This is a genomic window from Burkholderia sp. FERM BP-3421, assembly GCF_028657905.1.
GTDB lineage: Bacteria > Pseudomonadota > Gammaproteobacteria > Burkholderiales > Burkholderiaceae > Burkholderia.
In genome coordinates this window covers 1892648-1912499 of sequence record NZ_CP117782.1, presented here as the reverse complement: position 1 = coordinate 1912499, position 19852 = coordinate 1892648, and the positions used below count along the sequence as shown (strand labels likewise).

21 protein-coding genes are annotated in these 19852 nt (G+C 69.5%); 9 read left to right on the top strand and 12 right to left on the bottom strand.

The features are described 5' to 3' along the window. Positions 1-7: 7 nt before the first annotated feature. Positions 8-1243, bottom strand: a complete 1236-nt coding sequence (locus Bsp3421_RS24535; protein WP_443111588.1) for a 2OG-Fe(II) oxygenase — start codon at positions 1241-1243, stop codon at positions 8-10. Between the two features lie 427 nt (positions 1244-1670). Between Bsp3421_RS24535 and Bsp3421_RS24530 the strand changes: the two genes are divergently transcribed. The 7 genes from Bsp3421_RS24530 (at position 1671) to Bsp3421_RS24500 (ending at position 7706) form a co-directional block, all read left to right on the top strand. Next, the gene (locus tag Bsp3421_RS24530) at positions 1671-1982 is read left to right on the top strand and encodes a putative hemolysin (protein ID WP_274004192.1); all 312 of its coding nucleotides are present in this window, start codon (positions 1671-1673) and stop codon (positions 1980-1982) included. Between the two features lie 114 nt (positions 1983-2096). Beyond that, positions 2097-2417 (top strand): quaternary ammonium compound efflux SMR transporter SugE, encoded by a 321-nt coding sequence (gene sugE / locus Bsp3421_RS24525; protein WP_274004191.1) that lies wholly within the window; start codon positions 2097-2099, stop codon positions 2415-2417. Between the two features lie 183 nt (positions 2418-2600). Further along, positions 2601-3218 (top strand): DUF4126 domain-containing protein, encoded by a 618-nt coding sequence (locus Bsp3421_RS24520; RefSeq protein ID WP_252983452.1) that lies wholly within the window; start codon positions 2601-2603, stop codon positions 3216-3218. After that, on the top strand, positions 3215-5785 hold the full coding sequence (locus Bsp3421_RS24515; protein ID WP_274004189.1) for an ABC transporter permease: 2571 nt from the start codon (positions 3215-3217) through the stop codon (positions 5783-5785). Before Bsp3421_RS24520 ends, Bsp3421_RS24515 begins: the two co-directional genes overlap by 4 nt. Before the next feature lie 48 nt (positions 5786-5833). Continuing rightward, a complete protein-coding gene (locus tag Bsp3421_RS24510; RefSeq protein ID WP_274004187.1) occupies positions 5834-6244 on the top strand; it encodes a group II truncated hemoglobin in 411 nt (136 codons plus the stop codon). Between the two features lie 104 nt (positions 6245-6348). After that, positions 6349-7083, top strand: coding sequence for an alanyl-tRNA editing protein (locus tag Bsp3421_RS24505; RefSeq protein ID WP_274004186.1), 735 nt, complete (start codon positions 6349-6351; stop codon positions 7081-7083). After that, the gene (locus Bsp3421_RS24500) at positions 7080-7706 is read left to right on the top strand and encodes a DUF924 family protein (RefSeq protein ID WP_274004184.1); all 627 of its coding nucleotides are present in this window, start codon (positions 7080-7082) and stop codon (positions 7704-7706) included. Before Bsp3421_RS24505 ends, Bsp3421_RS24500 begins: the two co-directional genes overlap by 4 nt. Positions 7707-7768: 62 nt before the next feature. Here the strand turns inward: Bsp3421_RS24500 and Bsp3421_RS24495 are convergent, their stop codons facing one another. The 11 genes from Bsp3421_RS24495 to Bsp3421_RS24445 form a co-directional block, all read right to left on the bottom strand. Next, on the bottom strand, positions 7769-9640 hold the full coding sequence (locus Bsp3421_RS24495) for an ArnT family glycosyltransferase (protein ID WP_274004183.1): 1872 nt from the start codon (positions 9638-9640) through the stop codon (positions 7769-7771). Positions 9641-9879: 239 nt separating this feature from the next. Then, positions 9880-10638 carry an SDR family oxidoreductase gene (locus tag Bsp3421_RS24490; RefSeq protein ID WP_274004182.1) on the bottom strand — a complete coding sequence of 253 codons (759 nt, stop codon included), beginning with the start codon at positions 10636-10638 and terminating at the stop codon, positions 9880-9882. Between the two features lie 40 nt (positions 10639-10678). Continuing rightward, positions 10679-11266 (bottom strand): TIGR00730 family Rossman fold protein, encoded by a 588-nt coding sequence (locus tag Bsp3421_RS24485; protein ID WP_274004181.1) that lies wholly within the window; start codon positions 11264-11266, stop codon positions 10679-10681. Continuing rightward, complete coding sequence (locus Bsp3421_RS24480) at positions 11263-11991, bottom strand: TetR/AcrR family transcriptional regulator (RefSeq protein WP_274004180.1); 729 nt, start codon at positions 11989-11991, stop codon at positions 11263-11265. The genes Bsp3421_RS24485 and Bsp3421_RS24480 overlap by 4 nt, the downstream gene beginning before the upstream one ends. A 172-nt stretch (positions 11992-12163) precedes the next feature. Continuing rightward, the gene (locus Bsp3421_RS24475; protein ID WP_274004178.1) at positions 12164-12676 is read right to left on the bottom strand and encodes a diacylglycerol kinase; all 513 of its coding nucleotides are present in this window, start codon (positions 12674-12676) and stop codon (positions 12164-12166) included. A gap of 8 nt (positions 12677-12684) precedes the next feature. Further along, positions 12685-13719 carry a glycosyltransferase family 4 protein gene (locus tag Bsp3421_RS24470; protein WP_274004177.1) on the bottom strand — a complete coding sequence of 345 codons (1035 nt, stop codon included), beginning with the start codon at positions 13717-13719 and terminating at the stop codon, positions 12685-12687. Positions 13720-13739: 20 nt separating this feature from the next. Next, on the bottom strand, positions 13740-14666 hold the full coding sequence (locus tag Bsp3421_RS24465; protein WP_274004175.1) for a UDP-2,3-diacylglucosamine diphosphatase: 927 nt from the start codon (positions 14664-14666) through the stop codon (positions 13740-13742). A 162-nt stretch (positions 14667-14828) separates the two neighbouring features. Then, positions 14829-15338 (bottom strand): RDD family protein, encoded by a 510-nt coding sequence (locus Bsp3421_RS24460; protein WP_274004173.1) that lies wholly within the window; start codon positions 15336-15338, stop codon positions 14829-14831. A gap of 6 nt (positions 15339-15344) precedes the next feature. Further along, positions 15345-16088 carry a DUF3106 domain-containing protein gene (locus Bsp3421_RS24455; protein ID WP_274004172.1) on the bottom strand — a complete coding sequence of 248 codons (744 nt, stop codon included), beginning with the start codon at positions 16086-16088 and terminating at the stop codon, positions 15345-15347. Positions 16089-16110: 22 nt separating this feature from the next. Then, positions 16111-16533, bottom strand: a complete 423-nt coding sequence (locus tag Bsp3421_RS24450) for a DUF3619 family protein (protein ID WP_274004170.1) — start codon at positions 16531-16533, stop codon at positions 16111-16113. Then, on the bottom strand, positions 16530-17093 hold the full coding sequence (locus Bsp3421_RS24445) for an RNA polymerase sigma factor (protein WP_274004339.1): 564 nt from the start codon (positions 17091-17093) through the stop codon (positions 16530-16532). Before Bsp3421_RS24445 ends, Bsp3421_RS24450 begins: the two co-directional genes overlap by 4 nt. A gap of 356 nt (positions 17094-17449) precedes the next feature. Here Bsp3421_RS24445 and Bsp3421_RS24440 point away from each other — a divergent pair, with 356 nt between their 5' ends. Both Bsp3421_RS24440 and ilvN read left to right on the top strand, forming a co-directional pair. Beyond that, positions 17450-19213: an acetolactate synthase 3 catalytic subunit gene (locus tag Bsp3421_RS24440; protein ID WP_274004169.1), complete on the top strand. Its 1764-nt coding sequence runs from the start codon at positions 17450-17452 to the stop codon at positions 19211-19213. 96 nt (positions 19214-19309) lie between these two features. Continuing rightward, the gene (gene ilvN, locus Bsp3421_RS24435; protein ID WP_160926171.1) at positions 19310-19801 is read left to right on the top strand and encodes an acetolactate synthase small subunit; all 492 of its coding nucleotides are present in this window, start codon (positions 19310-19312) and stop codon (positions 19799-19801) included. The last annotated feature ends 51 nt before the right edge of the window (positions 19802-19852 follow it).

The window sequence follows — 19852 nt, the reverse complement described above, 5'->3', positions numbered from 1 at the left end:
GGCGGCGTCAGCCGCCGTACGCGCGCTCGCGCACCCACTTGGTCATCACCCACTTCTCGCCCTCGCGCACCGGGCTGCCGCCGTGCAGCGAGAGCGGGTCGAGTTGGCCACGCGCGTTGGCGTAGCGGAAATAGACGGCCGCGCCGCGTTGCGGCGCGACCGACAGGTGCGCGTCGGGGAAGATCGTCTCGCCGCCTGCGGGCACGTCGTTCAGGTAGATCACGAGGGTGGCGACGCGCTGCCCGCCCGAGGTCGTGTGCAGCGCGCTGCTGGGCTTGTCGGGCGCGAAGTAGTCGTGATGCGGCCGGTATTCGGCGCCGACGCCGTAGCGCAGCACCTGCAGCCCCTCGCCGTTCTCGACCGGCCAGTTCATCAGCGCCGCGAGACGCCGTTCGAGGCGTTCGATGAACGGATCCGCGCCGCGCGCGAACCAGGTGCCTTCGCTGGTCCGATAGTCGGACAGCGTCGATTCCTGGCTGTCGTGCATGACGACCTGCGAACGCGTGAGCCGGTCGCGCGCGCGGGCGATCAGCTCCTCGCATTCCCGGGCCGACAGCACGTCGCCGAACACGACGACCTGCGGACGTTCGCAGCGGCTCAGCACGCGCACGTCGCGATCGTGCGCGCGGATCACGTTGTGCGCGGCGAGCGGGGTGGGGTCAGATTGTAGCCGCCTTGGGGGGGTGGCCGCGGCGTCGAGCGCGGGGACGGTCGGACGATCGGCCCGCGGGGCGTCGGCGGACGGGGCCGCGGGCGGAGGGTCGGCCGGCGCGGCGGCGACGGATGGGGCCGCGGGCGGAGGGTCGGCCGGCGCGGCGGCGACGGATGGGGCCGCGGGCGGAAGGTCGGCCGGCGGGGCGTCGGCTGTCGCGGCCGGCGCGAATAGCGGCTCGACAACGGTGCGCGCGTCGTCGGGCGAGAAGCCGGTCTGGACCATCGCATCGATCATCGACTGTGCGGCGCAGCCGCGCGCGACGTTGGTCGTGAGCCAATCGCGCCACGCGGCGTTGAGCGTCGGGGCGGCGGGGGGCGGCGCGTCAGCGGATGCGCCAGGCGCGTCAGGCACCGCCGGCGTAGTGGGTGCGGCAGGCGCAGCCGGCGCGAACAGCGGTTCGACGAGGGCGCGTGCGTCGTTGGGCGCGAAGCCATTCCGGATCATCGCTTCGAGGATGGATTGGGCGGAGCAGCCGCGCGCGACGTTGGTCGTCAGCCAGTCGCGCCATTCGGCGTTGATCGTCAACACGGGTTTTCTCTCCGGGGTCGGGCATGGCGAGCGGCCCGCGGCGCAGGTCGTCCGGCATCGGGCAGCGGGTATCCGGCCGGAATTCTAACGAATTAGCTTTTCAGTTTTTTTATTAACGGGATTGAGTGCGGCGTGGATCGCGTCCGACGGATCCGCGGCGATGCGCTGCGAGTCGGGTTGGCCGAAAGGGCGTGCCTCCGCTTGCAAGCGGGGCGTGGCGGCGGCCGAGATGCGATATCCGCTCGGAGCATGCGGGAGCGAGAAGGTCGAACCGAGTGCCTCGACGCGATCGAGGGCTTGCCTGCGCGGCCGCCCGCCCCCGCGCACGGCCGCCGTTGCAATTGCGCACCGCCGGCCGGGGCCGCGGAGACAGTTCGCGGAATTGCCTTTATGCTGACCGCTCGACAACCAGAACAAGGAGCGGCTCATGAGGGCGTTGATACGGATGGGAATCGGCGGAGCGCTTGGGCTGGTCGCGGCGGGCGTGATCGCGCAGCCGCTGCCGGCCGCGCCGCAGAAGATCGGCATGGCGAATCCGGCCTCGGTCAATTGCGAGAAGCTCGGCGGCAAGCTGGTGATCCACGACAGTCCGCGCGGCCAGTACGGCATGTGCGTGTTCAAGGACGGCCGCACCTGCGAGGAATGGGCGCTGTATCGCGACGATCGCTGCGTGCAGGTCGACGCTCAGGGCCTGCCGATCGCGGAGCGCGCCGCCGCCGCGCCGCATGCGCCGAAGTAGGGGCGCGCCTGCCTGCACGTCTGTAAGCCTATTGTTATACTGGACGCCGTCCGGGGACGACCCCGGGCCTTTCGCGTCACGGGGACGACCCCATTTGATCAATCGAGTCCCCTCATGTCCTGGGTCTTGCTGTTTGTGGCCGGTTTGCTCGAAGTCGCCTGGGCGGCCGGCATGAAATCCTCCGCGGGTTTCACCCGTCTCGGTCCGTCCATCTTCACGATCGTCACCGCGCTCGGCAGTTTCATCCTGCTCGCGATCGCGATGCGCGAACTGCCGCTCGGCACCGCGTATGCGGTATGGACCGGCATCGGCGCCGTGGGCGCGTTCATCTTCGGGATCGTCATGATGGGCGAGGCGGTGAGCGTCGCGCGGGTCGCGAGCGCGCTCCTGATCCTCGTCGGCCTGATCGGCCTCAAGTTGTCCTCGGCCGACTGAGCCGGCCCGCGCGCCGGCCGCGTGCGGGTTTGTTTCGAAGGGCGGGCGGAAGGCCGCGTCTATAATGGAGCGAGTTCCTTTGGAATCGTCCCGGTCGCGCGCGTGACCGCGCGGGGCCGGCCGGTTCACGGGCCGGGCCCGGTGCTTTTCGGCGAACGCGCGTGACGCGCAAGGAGGCGGCACATGGTTGAAGCCATTTCGCTCGGCGCGGGGCTCGCGTGGGCGAGCGGTCTGCGCCTCTATCTGACGGTGCTGATCGCCGGCGTGCTGGCCCGGCTCGGGCTCGTCCACCTGCCCGACACGCTGGCCGTGCTCACCTCGCCGTGGGTGATCGGCGCCGCCGCGGTGCTCGCGGTCGCCGAATTCCTGGCCGACAAGATCCCCGCGTTCGATTCCTTGTGGGATGCGATCCACACCTTCATCCGGATTCCCGCCGGCGCGGTGCTCGCCGCCGCGTCGCTCGGCCATGCCGATCCGGCCGTGCTCGCGGTCGCGGGCCTCGCGGGTGGGACGCTGGCCGGTTCCGCGCATATCGCGAAGGCCGGCACGCGCGCGCTGATCAATCTGTCCCCCGAGCCGATCTCGAACTGGATCGCCTCGACGACCGAGGACGGGCTCGTGTTCGGCGGGCTCGCGCTCGCCTTCTTCGTTCCGCTGCTGTTCATCGTGCTGATGATCGGTTTCGTCGCGTTCTCGGTGTGGGCGCTGCCGCGTCTGTGGCGCGGCGTGTCGGGCGGGTTCCGGGGCATGGCGAACCAGATGGTGTCGCGCCTCAATTCATTCGGGAGCAAGCGCGATTGACGCGGCACGTTGAAGGGACGGCGGCCGGCCGCGGCCGCCGCTTTGGTTGGGGCGACCTGCTGCGGCAGGCCGTGCGCATGACGCGGCGCGATTGGCGCGCGGGCGAGCTGACCCTGCTGATCGTCGCGCTGGTGCTCGCGGTGGCCGCGCTGACCAGCGTCGGTTTCCTGGCCGACCGGCTGCGCCAGGGGCTCGAGCGCGACGCGCGCCAGATGATCGGCGCCGATTTCATCGTGCGCGGCGACCGCCCGCTCGATCCATCCTTCACCGAACAGGCGCGCGCGCTCGGCCTGCGCACCGCGACCACCGCGGTGTTTCCGAGCATGGTCGGCACGCCGGGCGCCGACGGCGCCTCACGGCTCGCGGCCGTGAAGGCCGTGTCGACGGGCTATCCGCTGCGGGGCGCGGTCGAGCTGGAGGACGGCGCCAACCGGCCCGCGCGCCCGGCCGCGGCGATCCCCGCGCCCGGCACCGTGTGGGCCGATCCGGCGCTGCTCGATGCGCTGCATCTGCGGGTCGGCGATCCGCTGCGGGTCGGCAGCCGCACGTTCGTGGTGAGCGCGGCGATCGCCCGCGAGCTCGATCGCGGCTTTTCCTTCGTCAACTTCTCTCCGCGCGTGATGCTGCGCGACGACGAACTCGCGTCCACCGGGTTGATCGCCTACGGCAGTCGGGTGACCTATCGGTTGCTCGTCGCCGGCGGCGAGGCGGCGATCGGCCGCTTCGAGCGCTACGCGCATGCGCGCGTCGACGGCGGCCGGCTGCGCGGCGTCGCGCTCGAATCGCTGCGGGAAGGGCAGCCGCAGGTGCGCCAGACGCTCGATCGCGCCCGTCATTTCCTGACGCTCGTCGCGCTGCTGACCGCCTTGCTCGCGGCGGTGGCGATCGCGATGGCCGCCCAGCGCTACATGCGGCGGCATCTCGACGGCTGCGCGGCGATGCGCTGCCTCGGCGCGAGCCGCCGCACGCTGGGCGCGCTGTTCGCGATCGAGTTCACGCTGCTGGGGCTCGTGGGCGGCCTACTTGGCGCGGCGCTCGGCTACGCGGGGCATCGGGTGCTGCTGGGCGCGCTCGGCAGCCTGATCGAGGTGGCCCTGCCGGCGCCGACGGTTTGGCCCGCGGCGGTCGGCATCGCGGCGGGGCTCGTGCTGCTGCTGGGTTTCGCGCTGCCGCCGCTGGTGCCGCTCACGCGCGTGCCGCCGGTGCGCGTGCTGCGCCGCGAGTGGGGCGACGCGGCGCGCATCGCATGGCTTGGCTACGGTTTCGGCGTCGCGCTGTTCGCGGGGCTGCTGATCCTGGCCGCGGGCAATCTGAAGCTTGGGCTGATCGTCGCGGGCGGCTTCGCGGGCGGGCTCGTCCTGTTCGCGCTGCTGGCCCGGCTCGCGCTGCTGGCCGGCGCGCGCGCCGTGCGGGGCGGCCGGGTCGCGGCCGGGTTCGGCTGGCGCTATGCGCTTGCGTCGCTGCATCGGCGCGGGGCGGCGAGCGCGCTGCAGATCACCGCGCTCGCGCTCGGCCTGATGTGCCTGCTGCTGATCTCGGTCACCCGCAACGATCTCGTGGCGGGCTGGCGCCAATCGACGCCGCCCGACGCGCCGAACCAGTTCCTGATCGACATCCAGCCCGACCAGCACGATGCGGTCGCGGCCTATCTGGGCGCGCACGGCGTGGCGGCGGTCGCGCTCGAGCCGATGGTGCGCGGCCGCCTGGTCGCGGTGAACGGCAAGCCGGTGAATCCCGACGACTACAAGCGCGACGATGCGCGCCGCCTGGTCGACCGCGAATTCAACCTGTCCTACACGACGCGCCTGCCCGACGACAACCGGATCACCGCCGGCGCGTGGTACGGGGCGACGGATACGCCGCAGATCTCGATCGAGGCGGGCCTCGCGAAAACGCTCGGGGTGCAGCCCGGCGACCGTCTGCGCTTCGACGTTACGGGGCTCACGGTGGAAGCGCCGGTCACGAGCGTGCGAAAGCTCGACTGGGGCTCGTTCAAGGTCAACTTCTTCGTGCTGATGCCGCCCGCCGCGCTGCGCGATTTCCCGGCGACCTACATCACGAGCTTCCACCTGCCGCCGGGCCGACAGCGCGCGCTCGACAGCCTGATCGTGCAATACCCGAACATCACCGCGATCGACATCGCGCCGATTCTCGCGCAGCTGCAGCGCGTGCTGCTGCAGGTGATCGGCGCGGTGCAGTTCCTGTTCGGCTTCACGCTCGCGGCCGGCGTGCTGGTGCTGTATGCGGCGCTGGCCGGGACCCGCGACGAGCGGATGCGCGAGGCCGCGCTGCTGCGCGCGCTCGGCGCCTCGCGTGCGCAGGTGGGCGCGGTGCAGCGCGCCGAGTTCATCGTGGTGGGCGTGCTCGCGGGCGCGATGGCGGCCGCGGGCGCCATCGCGATCGGCAGCGTGCTGGCGACGCGCGTGTTCGATTTCCAGCTCGTGTTCAATCCGTGGCTGGTGCCGGCCGGCATCGCGGCCGGCGTGGCCTGCGCGGGGCTCGCCGGCTGGCTCGGCCTGCGTCGCGTGCTGGCGCGGCCGGCGCTGCAATCGCTGCGCGATGCGTGAGCATTGCGGTATCGTTGACGTTTTTTTGCAGGGCAGGACGAATTTCGTATGACCGATGTAACCGAAGACGCGCCGTCGCAACCGACGGCGTTCGAACTCGTGGGCGGCGAGGCGCGCGTGCGCGAGCTGGTCGACCACTTCTACGACCTCATGGACCTCGAACCCGAGTTCGCCGGGATCCGCGCGCTGCATCCGCCGTCGCTCGACGGCTCGCGCGACAAGCTGTTCTGGTTCCTGTGCGGCTGGCTCGGCGGTCCCGACCACTACATCAGCCGCTTCGGGCACCCGCGCCTGCGGGCGCGTCACCTGCCGTTCCCGATCGCTTCGTCGGAGCGCGATCAATGGCTGCGCTGCATGGCCTGGGCGATGGAGGACGGCGGGCTCGACGAGCCGCTGCGGGTGCGGCTCATGCATTCCTTTTACGAGACGGCTGACTGGATGCGCAACCGGCCCGGTTGATTCACCGGCACGCCGCCGCCGCGCGGCGCGCAGGCCGAGCCTGTCGCCGGCGCGGCGCGCGCGCTAGGCTGGACCTTTCTCCCCACGATCGACGAGGCACGACCATGACGACGCGCGCATTGTTCCGCGAAGACGCCTACCTGCTGCGCTGCGAGGCGACGGTGACGGCGGTCGACGAGACCGGCATCCGGCTCGACCAGACGGTGTTCTATCCGCTCGGCGGCGGCCAGGCGGGCGACAGCGGTACGCTGACGCGCGCCGACGGCACGGTGATCGTGATCGCGGACACCCACAAGGCGCGCTTCGAGGGCGCGACGCCCGACGATGCGCTGCACGTGCCCGCGCCGGACCAGGACGCGCTGCTCGCGGGCTTGAGCCCGGGCGAACGCGTGGTGGCCGAGATCGATTGGGCGCGCCGGCACCGGCACATGCGCCTGCATACGGCGGGGCATCTGGCCTGCGCCGTGCTGCCGTACCCGGTCGACGGCTGCAGCGTGACGGCGGACTATGTGCGGATCGATTTCGCGACGGTCGAGCCGATCGAGCGCGCGCACGTCGAGGCGCGCCTCGATGCGCTGGTGCGCGGCCGGCACCCGGTGTCGATCGAGTGGATCACCGACGAGGACATGGCGGCCCGGCCCGAGCTGGTGCGCACGATGAGCGTGAAACCGCCGCAGGGTCTCGGCCGGGTGCGCCTGCTGAGAATCGAGTCAGTCGACCTGCAGCCGTGCGGCGGCACGCACGTGCGCGATACGGGCGAGGTCGGCACGCTGCGCGTCGCGAAGCTCGAGAAGAAGAGTGCGCGCACGCGTCGTCTCGTCCTGGAGCTGGTCGAATGATGGAGCGCAACGACTACGACTGGCGCAGCGATCATGCGGCGCTCGATCCACGCGCCCGCGAGGTGCTTGACTTCTGGTTCGGCGCGCCGCACGAGGCGGCCTTCGGCGCTGCACGCAAGATCTGGTTCGACGGCGGCCCCGCGCTCGACGCGACGCTGCGCGAGCGCTTCGGCGCGTTGCTCGATGCGGCCCGCGAGGGCGCGTGCGATGCCTGGAGCGATACGCCGCTCGGTGCGCTGGCGCTGATCGTGCTGCTCGATCAGTTCTCGCGCAACATCCATCGCGGTACGCCGCGCGCGTTCGCCGCCGACGCCGCCGCGCTCGCCCGGGCGCGCGCGCTGGTCGAGCGCGGTCACGACCGCCTCCTGCCGAATCCGCATCAGCGCGCATTCGCCTACCTGCCGTTCGAGCATGACGAGACGGCCGCCAGCCAACGCGAGGCGGTGCGCCTGTGCGAGCAGATCCGCCACGAGGCGGGGTGCGCGGGCTACCACGACTTCGCGCTCAAGCACGCGGACGTGATCGCGCGCTTCGGCCGTTTCCCGCATCGCAACGCGATCCTCGGCCGGCCGTCGAGCGACGCCGAGCAGGCCTTCCTGCGCGAACCCGGTTCGTCGTTCTGACGACGCGGACGTAAAAAAGCCCGGCAGCAGGTGAGGGCGGCCGGGCGGGGCGTGCAGCCGGGTCAGTGCGACGCGGCGGGCGTGCGTACGTAGACGCGCAGCAGCTCCTCGTTGTCGCCGGGGCGCGCGCCCGACCAAAACGGCTTCCATTCCGGATCGAGGGTCGGGGCCTGCGCGCGCAGGCCCTGCACGATCAGCCAGGTGCACGCGCGTGCATCGGGCTGGCCGAGCGGCGCATGGAGAATCCCGGAGAAGTAGTACAGCATCGGCGCTTCCGATTCGCCGAGGCCGAGGCTCGCCATGCAGTCGCCGTCATTCCATTCGATCGCGAGATGGCGGTTCAGGTCGTCGTACACCGAGCGGTAGCTCTTCGCGACGTCGAGCCACGGCAGCAGCAGCGTGTAGACGAGCCCCCACGCGAGCAGCACGCCCGCGGCCCACGACAGCGCGCCGCGCCACTTGCCGGCGAGGCGCAGCGACGGCAGCAGCCACAGCCAGCCGATCGTCAGCGCGAGCGCGGCGATCACCAGCGTGGGTTCGATCGGCATCGTCCAGTCGAGCGGCAGCCAGCGGCCGAGCCAGCTCAGGCTCGCGTGCGACGCGCTCGGATCGGCCATCAGCGACCAGATCAGCCAGGCGAGCACCGCGGTGGCGCCGAACAGCGCGCGGCTCAGGTAGTCCCAGCCGGTGTGCAGGCGTTGCGGGAGGCGCGGGATCGCTTGCGCGGCGACCAGCGACAGCGGGGCGATGAACGGCAGGATGTAGAGCTGGCGGGACGTCGCGGCCATATGCAGCACGACCATCCCGACCGCGGCGAACACCATCGGCAGCGCGATGCGCGGCGCATGCCAGTCGCGCCACGCGCCGCGCGCGAGCGCGACGACGGCGAGCGGGCCGACCGGGAAGCCGACCGTCAGCATCGCGCGCCAGATGAACAACGGCTTGTCGTTCTCGGCGCCGAGCATCGGCACGGAGAAGCCGAAGAAACGGCCGACGTTGTTTTCCCAGAACCACACGAGGAACAGCGATTCCGAGCGCAGGAACAGGGCGGTCGGCCAGATCAGCGCAAACGGCGCGCACGCGAGCGCGGCGATGCCGAGCGACTTGAAGAACGCGCGACTGCGGCAGGCGGGGTAGAGCACGAGCACCGCGCAGACGGTGGCCGCGAACACGAGCGGCACGAACAGGCCTTTCGACATCAGCGCGATGCCGACGCCCGCGCCGAACAGCAGCGCGGCGAAGCGGCCGGCCGGGCGGCGCGGCTCGCCGAGCGCGTCGGCGCGCGCGTCGCGCACGCGCTGGAGCACCAGTTCGAGCAGGCCGCAGAAGCCGATCGCCGCGCCGGCCATCAGGGCGACGTCGGTCATCATGTCGTGCGTGTGCTTGACCACGACGAGGGTGCCCGCGCACAACGCGGCGGGACCGATCACGTCGAGCGCGTGCCAGCTGCGCGCGCCGGTCGCGACGCGCGCCGCGCGCGCGGTGAAGGCGAACGCGAGCCCGGCGAACAGCGCGCTCGCGAGGCGCGCCGCGTCGTGCAGCGCCAGATAGCGGCCGAACAGCCAGGCGAGACCGGCGGCCACCCAGTCGTAGAGCGGCGGCTTCTCGAGGAACGGCTGGCCGGCGTTGGTCGGGACCACGAGATCGCCGCTTTCGAGCATGTGCTGGATGATGCCGAACGTATAAGTCTCGTCCTGCTTCCACGGATCGTGACCGAGCACGCCCGGCAGCAGGTAGGCGCACAGCAGCGCGGCGACGATCAGCCAGGCGCGCAGCCCCGACCACGAGATCGCGCGCGGCGCGGCGCCCGTCGCGGGGGCGCCGGCGGCGAAGCTGGCCGGCGCCGGCGTGGCGGCGTCGTCGGACGAGCGGACAGGATCGGCCTGCGCGGGCACGGACGTGCGCCGCCGGCCGGGAGCTGTGGTTCCCTGCATCTGGAAGGATCTCTGGTGTAGGACGGGCGGGCTGCATGGGCCTGCCGGCGTGCGGTGCCGCGGAGGAAGGCGATGACAGCGCGCGGCGGCGACGCCGCGATGGTCGCTAGTAGACCACGGAACTATTACCGTTGTTTACAGGAAACGTTGCGAAATCGTGGAGATTGGTGAGGATTGTGTAGTTTTGTTGCTGCGCGGCAACGTCAGGCGCTTGTCAGGCAGGGGGGCGCCGCCGCCCCTCAGCGGCCGCCGCCGACGTCGACGAGCGTGCCTGTCACGTAGGAGGCCGCGTCGTCGAGCAGCCACACGATGGCCTCGGCGACCTCCCGCGCGGTGCCGGCCCGGCCGAGCGGGGTCTGCGCGCCGAGCCGTTCGGCGCGGCCCGGCTGGCCGCCGCTCGCATGGATCTCGGTATCGATCAGGCCCGGCCGCACCGCGTTCACGCGCACGCCGCGCGGGCCGAGTTCCTTGGCGAGGCCGAGCGTGAGCGTGTCCACCGCGCCCTTCGAGCCCGCATAGTCGACATATTCGTTCGGCGAGCCGAGCCGCGCGGCGATCGACGAGACGTTGACGATCGCGCCGCCGGGGCCGCCGCGGTCGGTCGACAGGCGGCGCGCGGCTTCCCGCGCGCACAGGTAGGCGCCCAGCACGTTGACGTCGAACATCCGCGCGAGGCGCTCGGCCGACATCTCGGCGAGCGGCAGCGACGGGGCGACGATGCCGGCGTTGTTGACGAGCGCGTCGAGGCGGCCGAACGCGGCCTCGACCGCGTCGAACATCGCGATCACGTCGGCTTCGACGGCGACGTCGCCGCGCACGAGGCAGGCGTCGCCGCCTGCCGCGCGCACCGCGTCGGCGGTGTCGCGGGCGGCGGCTTCGTCGCGCGCGTAGTTGACGCCGACCGCCCAGCCGCGTCCGCCCGCGAGCAGCGCGGCGGCGCGGCCGATGCCGCGGCTCGCGCCGGTGATGAGGACGACCTTGCGGAGGGCTGGCGTCATGTGCGGGTTCCCGGGAGAGGCTGCGCGATGGTGCGCGGGGTCAGGCGGGTTGCGGCGGCGCGGCTTCCCACTTGTCGCGCGCCGGCGGCTGGTAGTGGCGCAGCTGCGCGATCAGCGGGGCGGGCGCGGTGTCGATGCACAGCGTGTCGAAATAGGTCGGCTGCATGAAGCCTTCGTCGACCGTGTGGCGCAGCAGCGCGACCAGCGGATCGTAGAAGCCCTCGATGTTGTACAGCGCGACCGGCTTGCGGTGATAGCCGAGCTGCGCCCACGTGTAGACCTCGAAGAACTCCTCGAGGGTGCCCGCGCCGCCGGGCATGGCGACGAACGCATCGGACAGGTCGGCCATCATCTTCTTGCGATGGTGCATGTCGGGCACCACGTGCAGCTCGGTGAGGCCGGTGTGGCCGACTTCCTTGTCGACGAGGAGCTTGGGGATCACGCCGATCGCGCGCCCGCCGGCGGCGAGCACCGCGTCAGCGACCACGCCCATCAGGCCCACGCGACCGCCGCCGTAGACCAGCGTGAGGTCGGCCTCGGCCAGCGCGCGCCCGAGCGCGCGCGCGGCGTCCGCGTAAACCGGGCGGCTGCCGGGCGACGAGCCGCAATAGATGCACACAGACTTCATTGCTTCGAATCCTTCGGGGCGCTGCGCGGCGAACCGTCGCGCGGCGGCAGGTAGTCGGTGAATTCGCGCTTGGGCAGCTTGCCCGACACCAGGTCGTCGAAGATCTGCCGCGAGCGGCCGCGCAGGTACGGCGCCATCACCGAGATCACGTGCATGCTGACCTGGTGCAGTTCCTCGCGGATCGCGTCCTGGTCGTTGTATTTGCGCGGATGCATCACGTACTGATAGGACAGCCAGTAGGTCGAGATCACCGCCATGTTGGTGGCGATCACCTCGATCTCGGCCGGCGTCGCGACGAGTTCGTCGTCGGACACGAGCAGCTCGCACATCTCGCGCGCGAAGCGCACCTTGTGGCTGATGATCTGCTTGAAGTGCGTTTCGAGGGTGCGGTTGCGCGCGAGCAGGTCGTTCAGGTCGCGATACAGGAACCGGTAGGTCCACATGAAATCGGCCATGTACTGCAGGTACGACCAGGTCTCGTCGATCGTCGGCCGATGATCCTCGGGAAAACGCAGGCGCCGTTCGATCTGTTGTTCGAATTGCGCGAAGATGCTGTTGATGATGTCGTCTTTGTTGCGGAAATGGTAGTACAGGTTGCCTGGACTGATTTCCATTTCCTCGGCGATCGTCGTGGTCGTGACGTTCGGCTCGCCGATCTCATTGAAGAGTTTCAACGACAACTCAAGAATCCGTTCGCGCGTGCGGCGGGGAGGTTTCGCTTCCATGTCGTCCGGCCCTGGGTTTGCCGGACTGGCGGGCGCTGCAATCGATGCTGCGTGATTCGTCCGGCTCGGGTTGCTGTTTTTTGAGACTATCAGACGATTATAAACCGGGCTTTTGCAGCACCGGGGTATTTCGTGATGGGGGCATACCCGGGCGGTGCCCCGCGCGGCGGGCTCAGCGCGCGAACCAGTGCCAGACGGGCGGGCCGAGGATGAAGCCCCAGGTGGTCAGGCAGGCGCACAGCGCGACCGTCACCGCCGCGCTGCCGAAGTCCTTCGCGCGCTTGGACAGCTCGTGGCGTTCGAGCGAGATGCGGTCGATCGCGGCCTCGACGCTCGAATTGAGCAGCTCGACGATCAGCACGAGCAGCACCGAGCCGATCAGGAGCGCGTGCTCGACCGGCGTGACGGGCGCGAAGGCGCCGATCGGCAGCAGGATCGCCGCGAGCGTCAGCTCCTGGCGGAACGCGCTTTCCTCGCGGATCGCGACGCGAAAGCCGTTGACCGAATGCTTGAGCGCGTACCAGGCGCGCGTCAGGCCGCGGTTGCCCTTGTACGGATTGGGCGGCAGCGGCGCGAGCGGATCGTCGGGACCGAGCGGTTCGTGGGCGTCGTCCGCGTCGCGCGCGGTCTGCGCGGCGCCGGCCGGCTCGCGCAGTCTCGGGGAGGAGGGCGCTTTCGCGCGCATCGCAGGTTTCAAACGGCAGCGCCTTCAGGTTGCGGCTGGGCGGATCGCGGCAACGGTTTCAGGTGCGAGGCGAACTGCTCGGACGCGGCGCGCCACGAGTAGCGCTCGGCCCACGCGCGCGCCGCGCCGCGGTCGATCTTGAGCGCTTCGAGGCAGGCCTCGCGCAGGTCCTCGTGCATCGCGCCCGCGCCCCCGTCGGCCAGCACGTCGACGGGGCCCGTCACCGGATAGGCGGCGGCGGGCGTTCCGCAGGCGAGCGCCTCGAGCAGCACGAGCCCGAAGGTATCGGTGCGGCTCGGGAACACGAACACGTCGGCGGCGGCGTATACCTTGGCAAGCTCCGCCTGGGTCAGCACGCCGAGGTAATTGGCTTCAGGATAGCGCGATTTCAGCTCGGCGAGCGCGGGCCCCTCGCCCGCGACCCACTTCGAGCCGGGCAGGTCGAGCTTCAGGAAGGCCTCGACGTTCTTCTCGATCGCGACCCGCCCGACATACAGGAAGATCGGCCGCGCGGTGTTCAGGACCTTCGACTCCATCGGCCGGAAGATCTCGAGGTCGACGCCGCGGGTCCATAGCACGACGTTGCGGAAACCGTAGTGCTCGAGGTCGTCGCGCACCACCGGGGTGGGTGCCATCACCGCGCGCGAGCCGCCGTGGAACCAGCGCAGGAAGCGGTAGGTGGCGGAGAGCGGGACGCCGAAGCGCGCCTGCACGTATTCGGGGAAGCGTGTGTGATAGGCGGTCGTGAACGGCAGCTTGCGGCCGCGCGCGTAGCGCCGCGCGGCGAGGCCGAGCGGCCCTTCCGTCGCGATGTGCAGCGCGTCGGGCGCGAATTCGTCGATCCGCGCGCGCAGCCGCCGGTACGGCAGCAGCGACAGGCGGATCTCCGGATAGGTCGGGCAGGGAATCGTGCGGAACTCGAGCGGCGTCAACAGTTCGACGCGATGGCCGAGTTCGGTCAGCTCGCGCGCGGTGCTCTTGAGCGTGCGCACGACGCCGTTGACTTGCGGTTCCCACGCATCGGTGACGATCATGATTTTCATCGCGGCGCTCCTCCAAAGGGTCAGGCAGTGGCTTTCGTCTTGCGCGGCAGCGCGACGGGCGGGGCGTGCACGACGGTCCAGTAGACGATCTTCAGTTCGCCTTCCATGGTCTCGACCAGCGCCGAGAGGCTTTCGACCCAGTCGCCGTCGTTGCAGTACAGCACGCCGTCGATGTCGCGGATCTCCGCCTTGTGGATGTGGCCGCAGACGACGCCGTCGCAGCCGCGCCGGCGCGCCTCGTCGGTCATCACCCGCTCGAACGAGGAGATGAAGTTCACCGCGTTCTTCACCTGGTGCTTCAGGTACTGCGACAGCGACCAGTACTGGAAGCCGAGGCGGCTGCGGATCCGGTTGAACCAGCGGTTCAGCACGAGAATCAGCGTGTACAGCGTGTCGCCGAGGTAGGCGAGCCATTTCGCGTGCTGGATCACGCCGTCGAACAGGTCGCCGTGCACGATCCACAAACGTTTGCCGCCGAGCGTCGTGTGGAACGACTCGCCGCGCACCTGGATGTCGCCGAAGGCGAGGTCGCAGAACTGGCGCGCGGCCTCGTCGTGGTTGCCGGGGATGTAGACGACCTGGGTGCCCTTGCGCGCCTTGCGCAGGATCTTCTGCACCACGTCGTTGTGCGCCTGCGGCCAGTACCAGCCTTTCTTCAGCTGCCAGCCGTCGATGATGTCGCCGACCAGGTACAGGTATTCCGACTCGTTGTGGCGCAGGAAGTCGAGCAGGTAGCCGGCCTGGCAGCCGCTCGAGCCGAGATGGATGTCCGACAGCCAGATCGTGCGATAGCGGTGGGTCGCCTGGTCGTGCTCGTCGTGCGGTGTGGCGGCGGCGTCGGGCGGCGAGCCGGACGCCAGGGCGTCATGCACGGCCGAACCGGACAGAAAGGCGCTGGGGCCGACAGGGTGACGGAAGAAAGAGGTCGTGGACGTTTTCTGGCCCATGCATGACTCGCGCCGGTTGACATGATGGCATTGCGCCATGCGGCGATGACTGTGCCATGACAGTCACAAGACGTTCTTATTACGACGGAATACGGCGCTCGGGCCCGTGCGGCGGGCGTGCGCGGGGAGGGCGCTTAGCGGTGCGAAGGGATTGGACGGAGGCTAGCGCGGCGCGGGGACGACGCGGGTGCCGGCCAGCCGGTCGTGGAGGAACTGGCGGGTCGGGTGCAGGCGGGCGGCGAGCGCCCACAGCGCGATCCAGGCGGCCGTGAAGCCCAGCGTGGCGGGCACGCTGAAGCCGGCGAGCGGATGCAGCGCGAGGGGCGGCAGGAACCACAGCCAGCCGAGCGCGTAGCGGGCCAGCGCGCGGGCGACCGAGAGCGGCGCGCCGTCGGCGGCGACGAGCCGCAGGCGCCAGGTTTTCATGGGCAGGGTCTGGCCGCCGTGGGTCCAGAACCACACGAAATACGCGCCGACCACGAGCGCGATCCAGGCGGCGAGCAGGTTGTGATGGACGAGGCCGTTGCGCTGCTGCAACGCGAGCGAGAACGCGAGGCCCGCGAAGAACACCACGCCGAACAGCAGCACGCATTCGTAGAGCAGCGCGGCAAGCCGGCGCCGCACGCTGGGCGGCGCGCAGGGCGTGGGGGCGGCGACGACGGCGGGCGTCACGTCCGCTTACGAGCCGTTGAAGATCGAGGGCGCCTCGGACGGCGACACCGGGATCGGCGTCGCGGGCACCACGACGGCGCCGGGCGTGGCCGAGGCGGGCACGGGCGCGCTCGCCGGCGCGCTCGCGACGGTCGGCGCCGCGGCGCCCGGGGCGCTCGCCGGGCGATCGTGCGCGTTGACGAGGCGGTTGATGTCGCGATCGCTCTTGCCGGTCGGCGGCGCGCTGACGACCGTGGGGCGGCGGCGGCGCTCGACCAGCGCGAGCTTTTCCTTCTGTTCCTCGGGCAACTGCTGATAGGCCTTCCAGGCCTTCTCGCGCGCCTGCGCGGGCAGGTCCTTCGAGGCCTGGTAGTTCTCGCGCGCGACGCGGCGCTCCTCGGGGGTCATCGTCACCCATTCGCTCATGCGTTCGTGCAGGCGCTTTTGCGCGTCGGGCGAGAGCTTCGAGAAACGCGCGGCGATCTTGAGCCACTTGCGCTTGCGGGCGTCGCTGAACGCGTCCCATTGGTTCTCGAAGGGCGCGAGCGCGACGCGCTGCGCGGGCGAAAGCCGCGCCCACGACAGCGGGCTTTGCGACGGCAGCGCGGGAAACTCGGTGGTCAGCGCGATCGCGGCCGAGGCCAGCGCCGGCGCGCTCGCCACGGCGACGGCTGCCGGTTGCGGGTGGAAGCGCGGGTAGGTGGCGGCGTACGCGATGACGAGCGCGATCACCGATCCGAAAAAGACGGCCAGTCCCCGTTTCTGACTCACCCGTGCGGTCCTCGTGTAGCGGTTAGTGGCTGTGAGACAGGTACGCGTTGAACCCGTGGTCGAGATACGCGTCGAGGGGCAGGTTGTCGCTCAACATGGCCGCGTCGATGTCCGCAAGCTCCGCCGTGCGCTGCTGATCTTCCCAGTAGGCGATCCCGACCAGGCCGGCGAGCAGGAGCGCGAGCGGCCAGGCGCGCAGCAGCCGGCGCCCGAGCGAGGCCGGGCGCGGCGCTTCGCCGAACGGCAGGCCGAGCGTGCTGGCGCCGCCCGCGAACGCGGGCACCAGCACCAGCGCCGCCTCGGGCTTCCTGCGCGCGAGCGCGGCGCGGCGCGCTCGCGCGAGGCGCTCGGCGGTCGACGCGGGCAGCGCGGCAGCCTGCTCGTCGAGCGCGCGGCGCACCTTCAGGGCGAATTCGAGTTCTTTCGTAGCGGGAGCGGAGCTCATAGCGTGATTCCTTTGGCCTTGAGCGCTTGCGCCAGCGCATGAGTGGCTCGGGAGCAATGCGTCTTGACGCTGCCCTCGGAGCACCCCATGGCGGCGGCTGTCTCGGCGACATCCATATCTTCCCAATAACGCATCAGGAACGCTTCCCGTTGACGCGCCGGAAGCTTCTGGATCTCGCCGTCGATCAGCGCGAGCACCTGCTCCCGTTCGAGGCGGGTTTCGCTGCTTTCGACGCCGGCGCCGCCGTCCTGCGCCTCGAGGGTTTCGAGCGGGTCGAATTCGTCGTCGTCGGTGTTGTTCAGCGACGAGAACAGGCTGACCCACGTATTGCGCACCTTCTGGCGGCGGAAATAGTCGTGGATCGCGTTCTGGAGGATCCGCTGAAAAAGGAGCGGCAATTCACCGGCCGGCCGGTCGCCGTATTTTTCCGCGAGCTTGATCATCGCGTCCTGCACGATATCGAGCGATGCGTCGTCGTCGCGCACGGCGTAAGCAGCCTGCTTGAACGCGCGCCTTTCGACGCCCGCGAGGAAGTCGGCGAGTTCCTTGTCTGATGCCATTCCGTGAAAGGTCTGCGCTCTCGCGCCCGCGGCGAATAGGTCGAAAAATTCAGTAAAACTGGCGGATGCTAACAAATTTTGGGCCGGAGGGCATCCCGATCAGCGCGCGGCGGGCCCGGGTCCGGCCCCACGGCCCGTCCGGCAAGGGTTCCGGGCCCTTGATGCAGTGCGGGATTTTGTGCTTGACCAGCCGCGTGCGAGCCGCTATCGTTGCCAGTTCGCAACATAAGTGATGGTCACATTTGAGGCAGGCCCAAGAAGCCCGCCATTCAACTGGACGCGCCGCTTGAACCTGAGCCACAAGCCCAGCAGAGAGCACCCGATCAATTTTTTGCCGAAAATTTGAAAGGTTCAAGATGAACATGCCCAGCGCGGAATTCTCCACGTCGGAACCCCTTTCCCCTACGCAAACCGGCTCGATTGGCGCCACCGTGCTGATGAAGGCACTGGCCGACGAACAGGTCGAATTCGTCTGGGGATATCCCGGCGGCTCGGTTCTCTATATCTACGACGAGCTGTACAAGCAGGACAAGATCCAGCACGTGCTGGTGCGCCACGAACAGGCGGCCGTGCACGCGGCGGATGCCTATGCGCGCTCCACCGGCCAGGTCGGCGTCTGTCTCGTCACTTCCGGCCCCGGCGTCACCAACGCGGTCACCGGCATCGCCACCGCCTACATGGACTCGATCCCGCTCGTCGTGATCAGTGGCCAGGTGCCGACCGCCGCGATCGGTCAGGATGCATTCCAGGAATGCGACACGGTCGGCATCACGCGCCCGTGCGTGAAGCACAACTTCCTCGTGAAGGACGTGCGCGACCTGGCCGAAACCGTCAAGAAAGCGTTCTATATCGCCCGTACCGGCCGTCCCGGCCCGGTGCTGATCGACATCCCGAAGGACATCTCGAAGACCCCGTGCGAATACACGCCGGTCAAGAGCGTCGCGCTGCGTTCGTACAACCCGGTCACGAAGGGCCATTCGGGTCAGATCCGCAAGGCCGTGTCGCTGCTGCTGTCGGCCAAGCGGCCGTACATCTACACGGGCGGCGGGATCATCCTCGCCGATGCGTCGCGCGAGCTGAACCAGTTCGTCGACCTGCTCGGCTACCCGGTCACCAACACGCTGATGGGCCTGGGCGGCTATCGCGCGTCGGACCGCAAGTTCCTCGGCATGCTCGGCATGCACGGCACCTACGAAGCCAACATGGCGATGCAGCACTGCGACGTGCTGATCGCGATCGGCGCGCGCTTCGACGACCGCGTGATCGGCGATCCGGCGCACTTCGCGTCGCGGCCGCGCAAGATCGTCCACATCGACATCGATCCGTCGTCGATCAGCAAGCGCGTGAAGGTCGACATCCCGATCGTCGGCGACGTGAAGGAAGTGCTGAAGGAACTGATCGAGCAGCTGCAGACGGCCGACCACGGCCCGGACACCGAGGCGCTCGCGCAATGGTGGAAGGACATCGAGGGCTGGCGCGCGAAGGACTGCCTGAAGTTCGACCGCGAGAGCGAGATCATCAAGCCGCAGTACGTGGTCGAGAAGGCGTGGGAGCTGACGGGCGGCAACGCCTTCGTGTGCTCCGACGTCGGCCAGCACCAGATGTGGGCGGCGCAGTTCTACCGCTTCAACCAGCCGCGCCGCTGGATCAACTCGGGCGGCCTCGGCACGATGGGCTTCGGCCTGCCGGCGGCGATGGGCGTCAAGATGGCGCACCCGGACGACGACGTGCTGTGCATCACAGGCGAAGGCTCGATCCAGATGTGCATCCAGGAGCTGTCGACCTGCAAGCAGTACGACACGCCCGTGAAGATCATTTCGCTGAACAACCGCTACCTGGGCATGGTGCGCCAGTGGCAGCAGATCGAATACAGCAAGCGCTATTCGCATTCGTACATGGATGCGCTGCCGGATTTCGTGAAGCTCGCCGAGGCCTTCGGCCACGTCGGGATGCGGATCGAGAAAAGCGCGGACGTCGAGCCGGCGCTGCGGGAAGCGTTGCGTCTGAAGGATCGCACCGTGTTCCTCGATTTCCAGACCGATCCGACCGAGAACGTCTGGCCGATGGTTCAGGCCGGCAAGGGCATCACCGAGATGCTGCTCGGGTCGGAAGACCTGTAACGGCGCGCCGCGCCGCCGCGCCCGCCTTCACGAAGGGCGGGCCGCCGGGGCGCGGGCGAATCTGGCGAGTCGAGAATGAACCGGGAACAAGCGAACATGAGACACATCATTTCCGTGCTGCTGGAAAACGAACCGGGCGCGCTGTCGCGCGTCGTCGGCCTGTTTTCCGCGCGAGGCTACAACATCGAAACCTTGACGGTGGCGCCGACCGAAGACCAGTCGCTGTCGCGGCTCACGATCGTTTCCATTGGCTCCGACGACGTGATCGAACAGATCACGAAGCATCTGAACCGCCTGATCGAGGTGGTGAAAGTGGTGGACCTGACCGACGGTGCCCACATCGAACGCGAGCTGATGCTGATCAAGGTCAGGGCAGTAGGCAAGGAGCGCGAGGAGATGAAGCGGATGGCGGACATTTTCCGCGGCCGCATCATCGACGTGACCGAGAAGACCTACACGATCGAATTGACGGGCGCGAGCGACAAGCTCGACGCATTCATCCAGGGGCTGGACGCCAGCGCGATCCTCGAGACCGTGCGTACCGGCAGCTCCGGCATCGGCCGCGGCGAGCGCATCCTGAAGGTGTGACGCCCGCCGGATCGTACGAAGCCGGGCAAACCGTCGTGTCCCGGTCGCAGC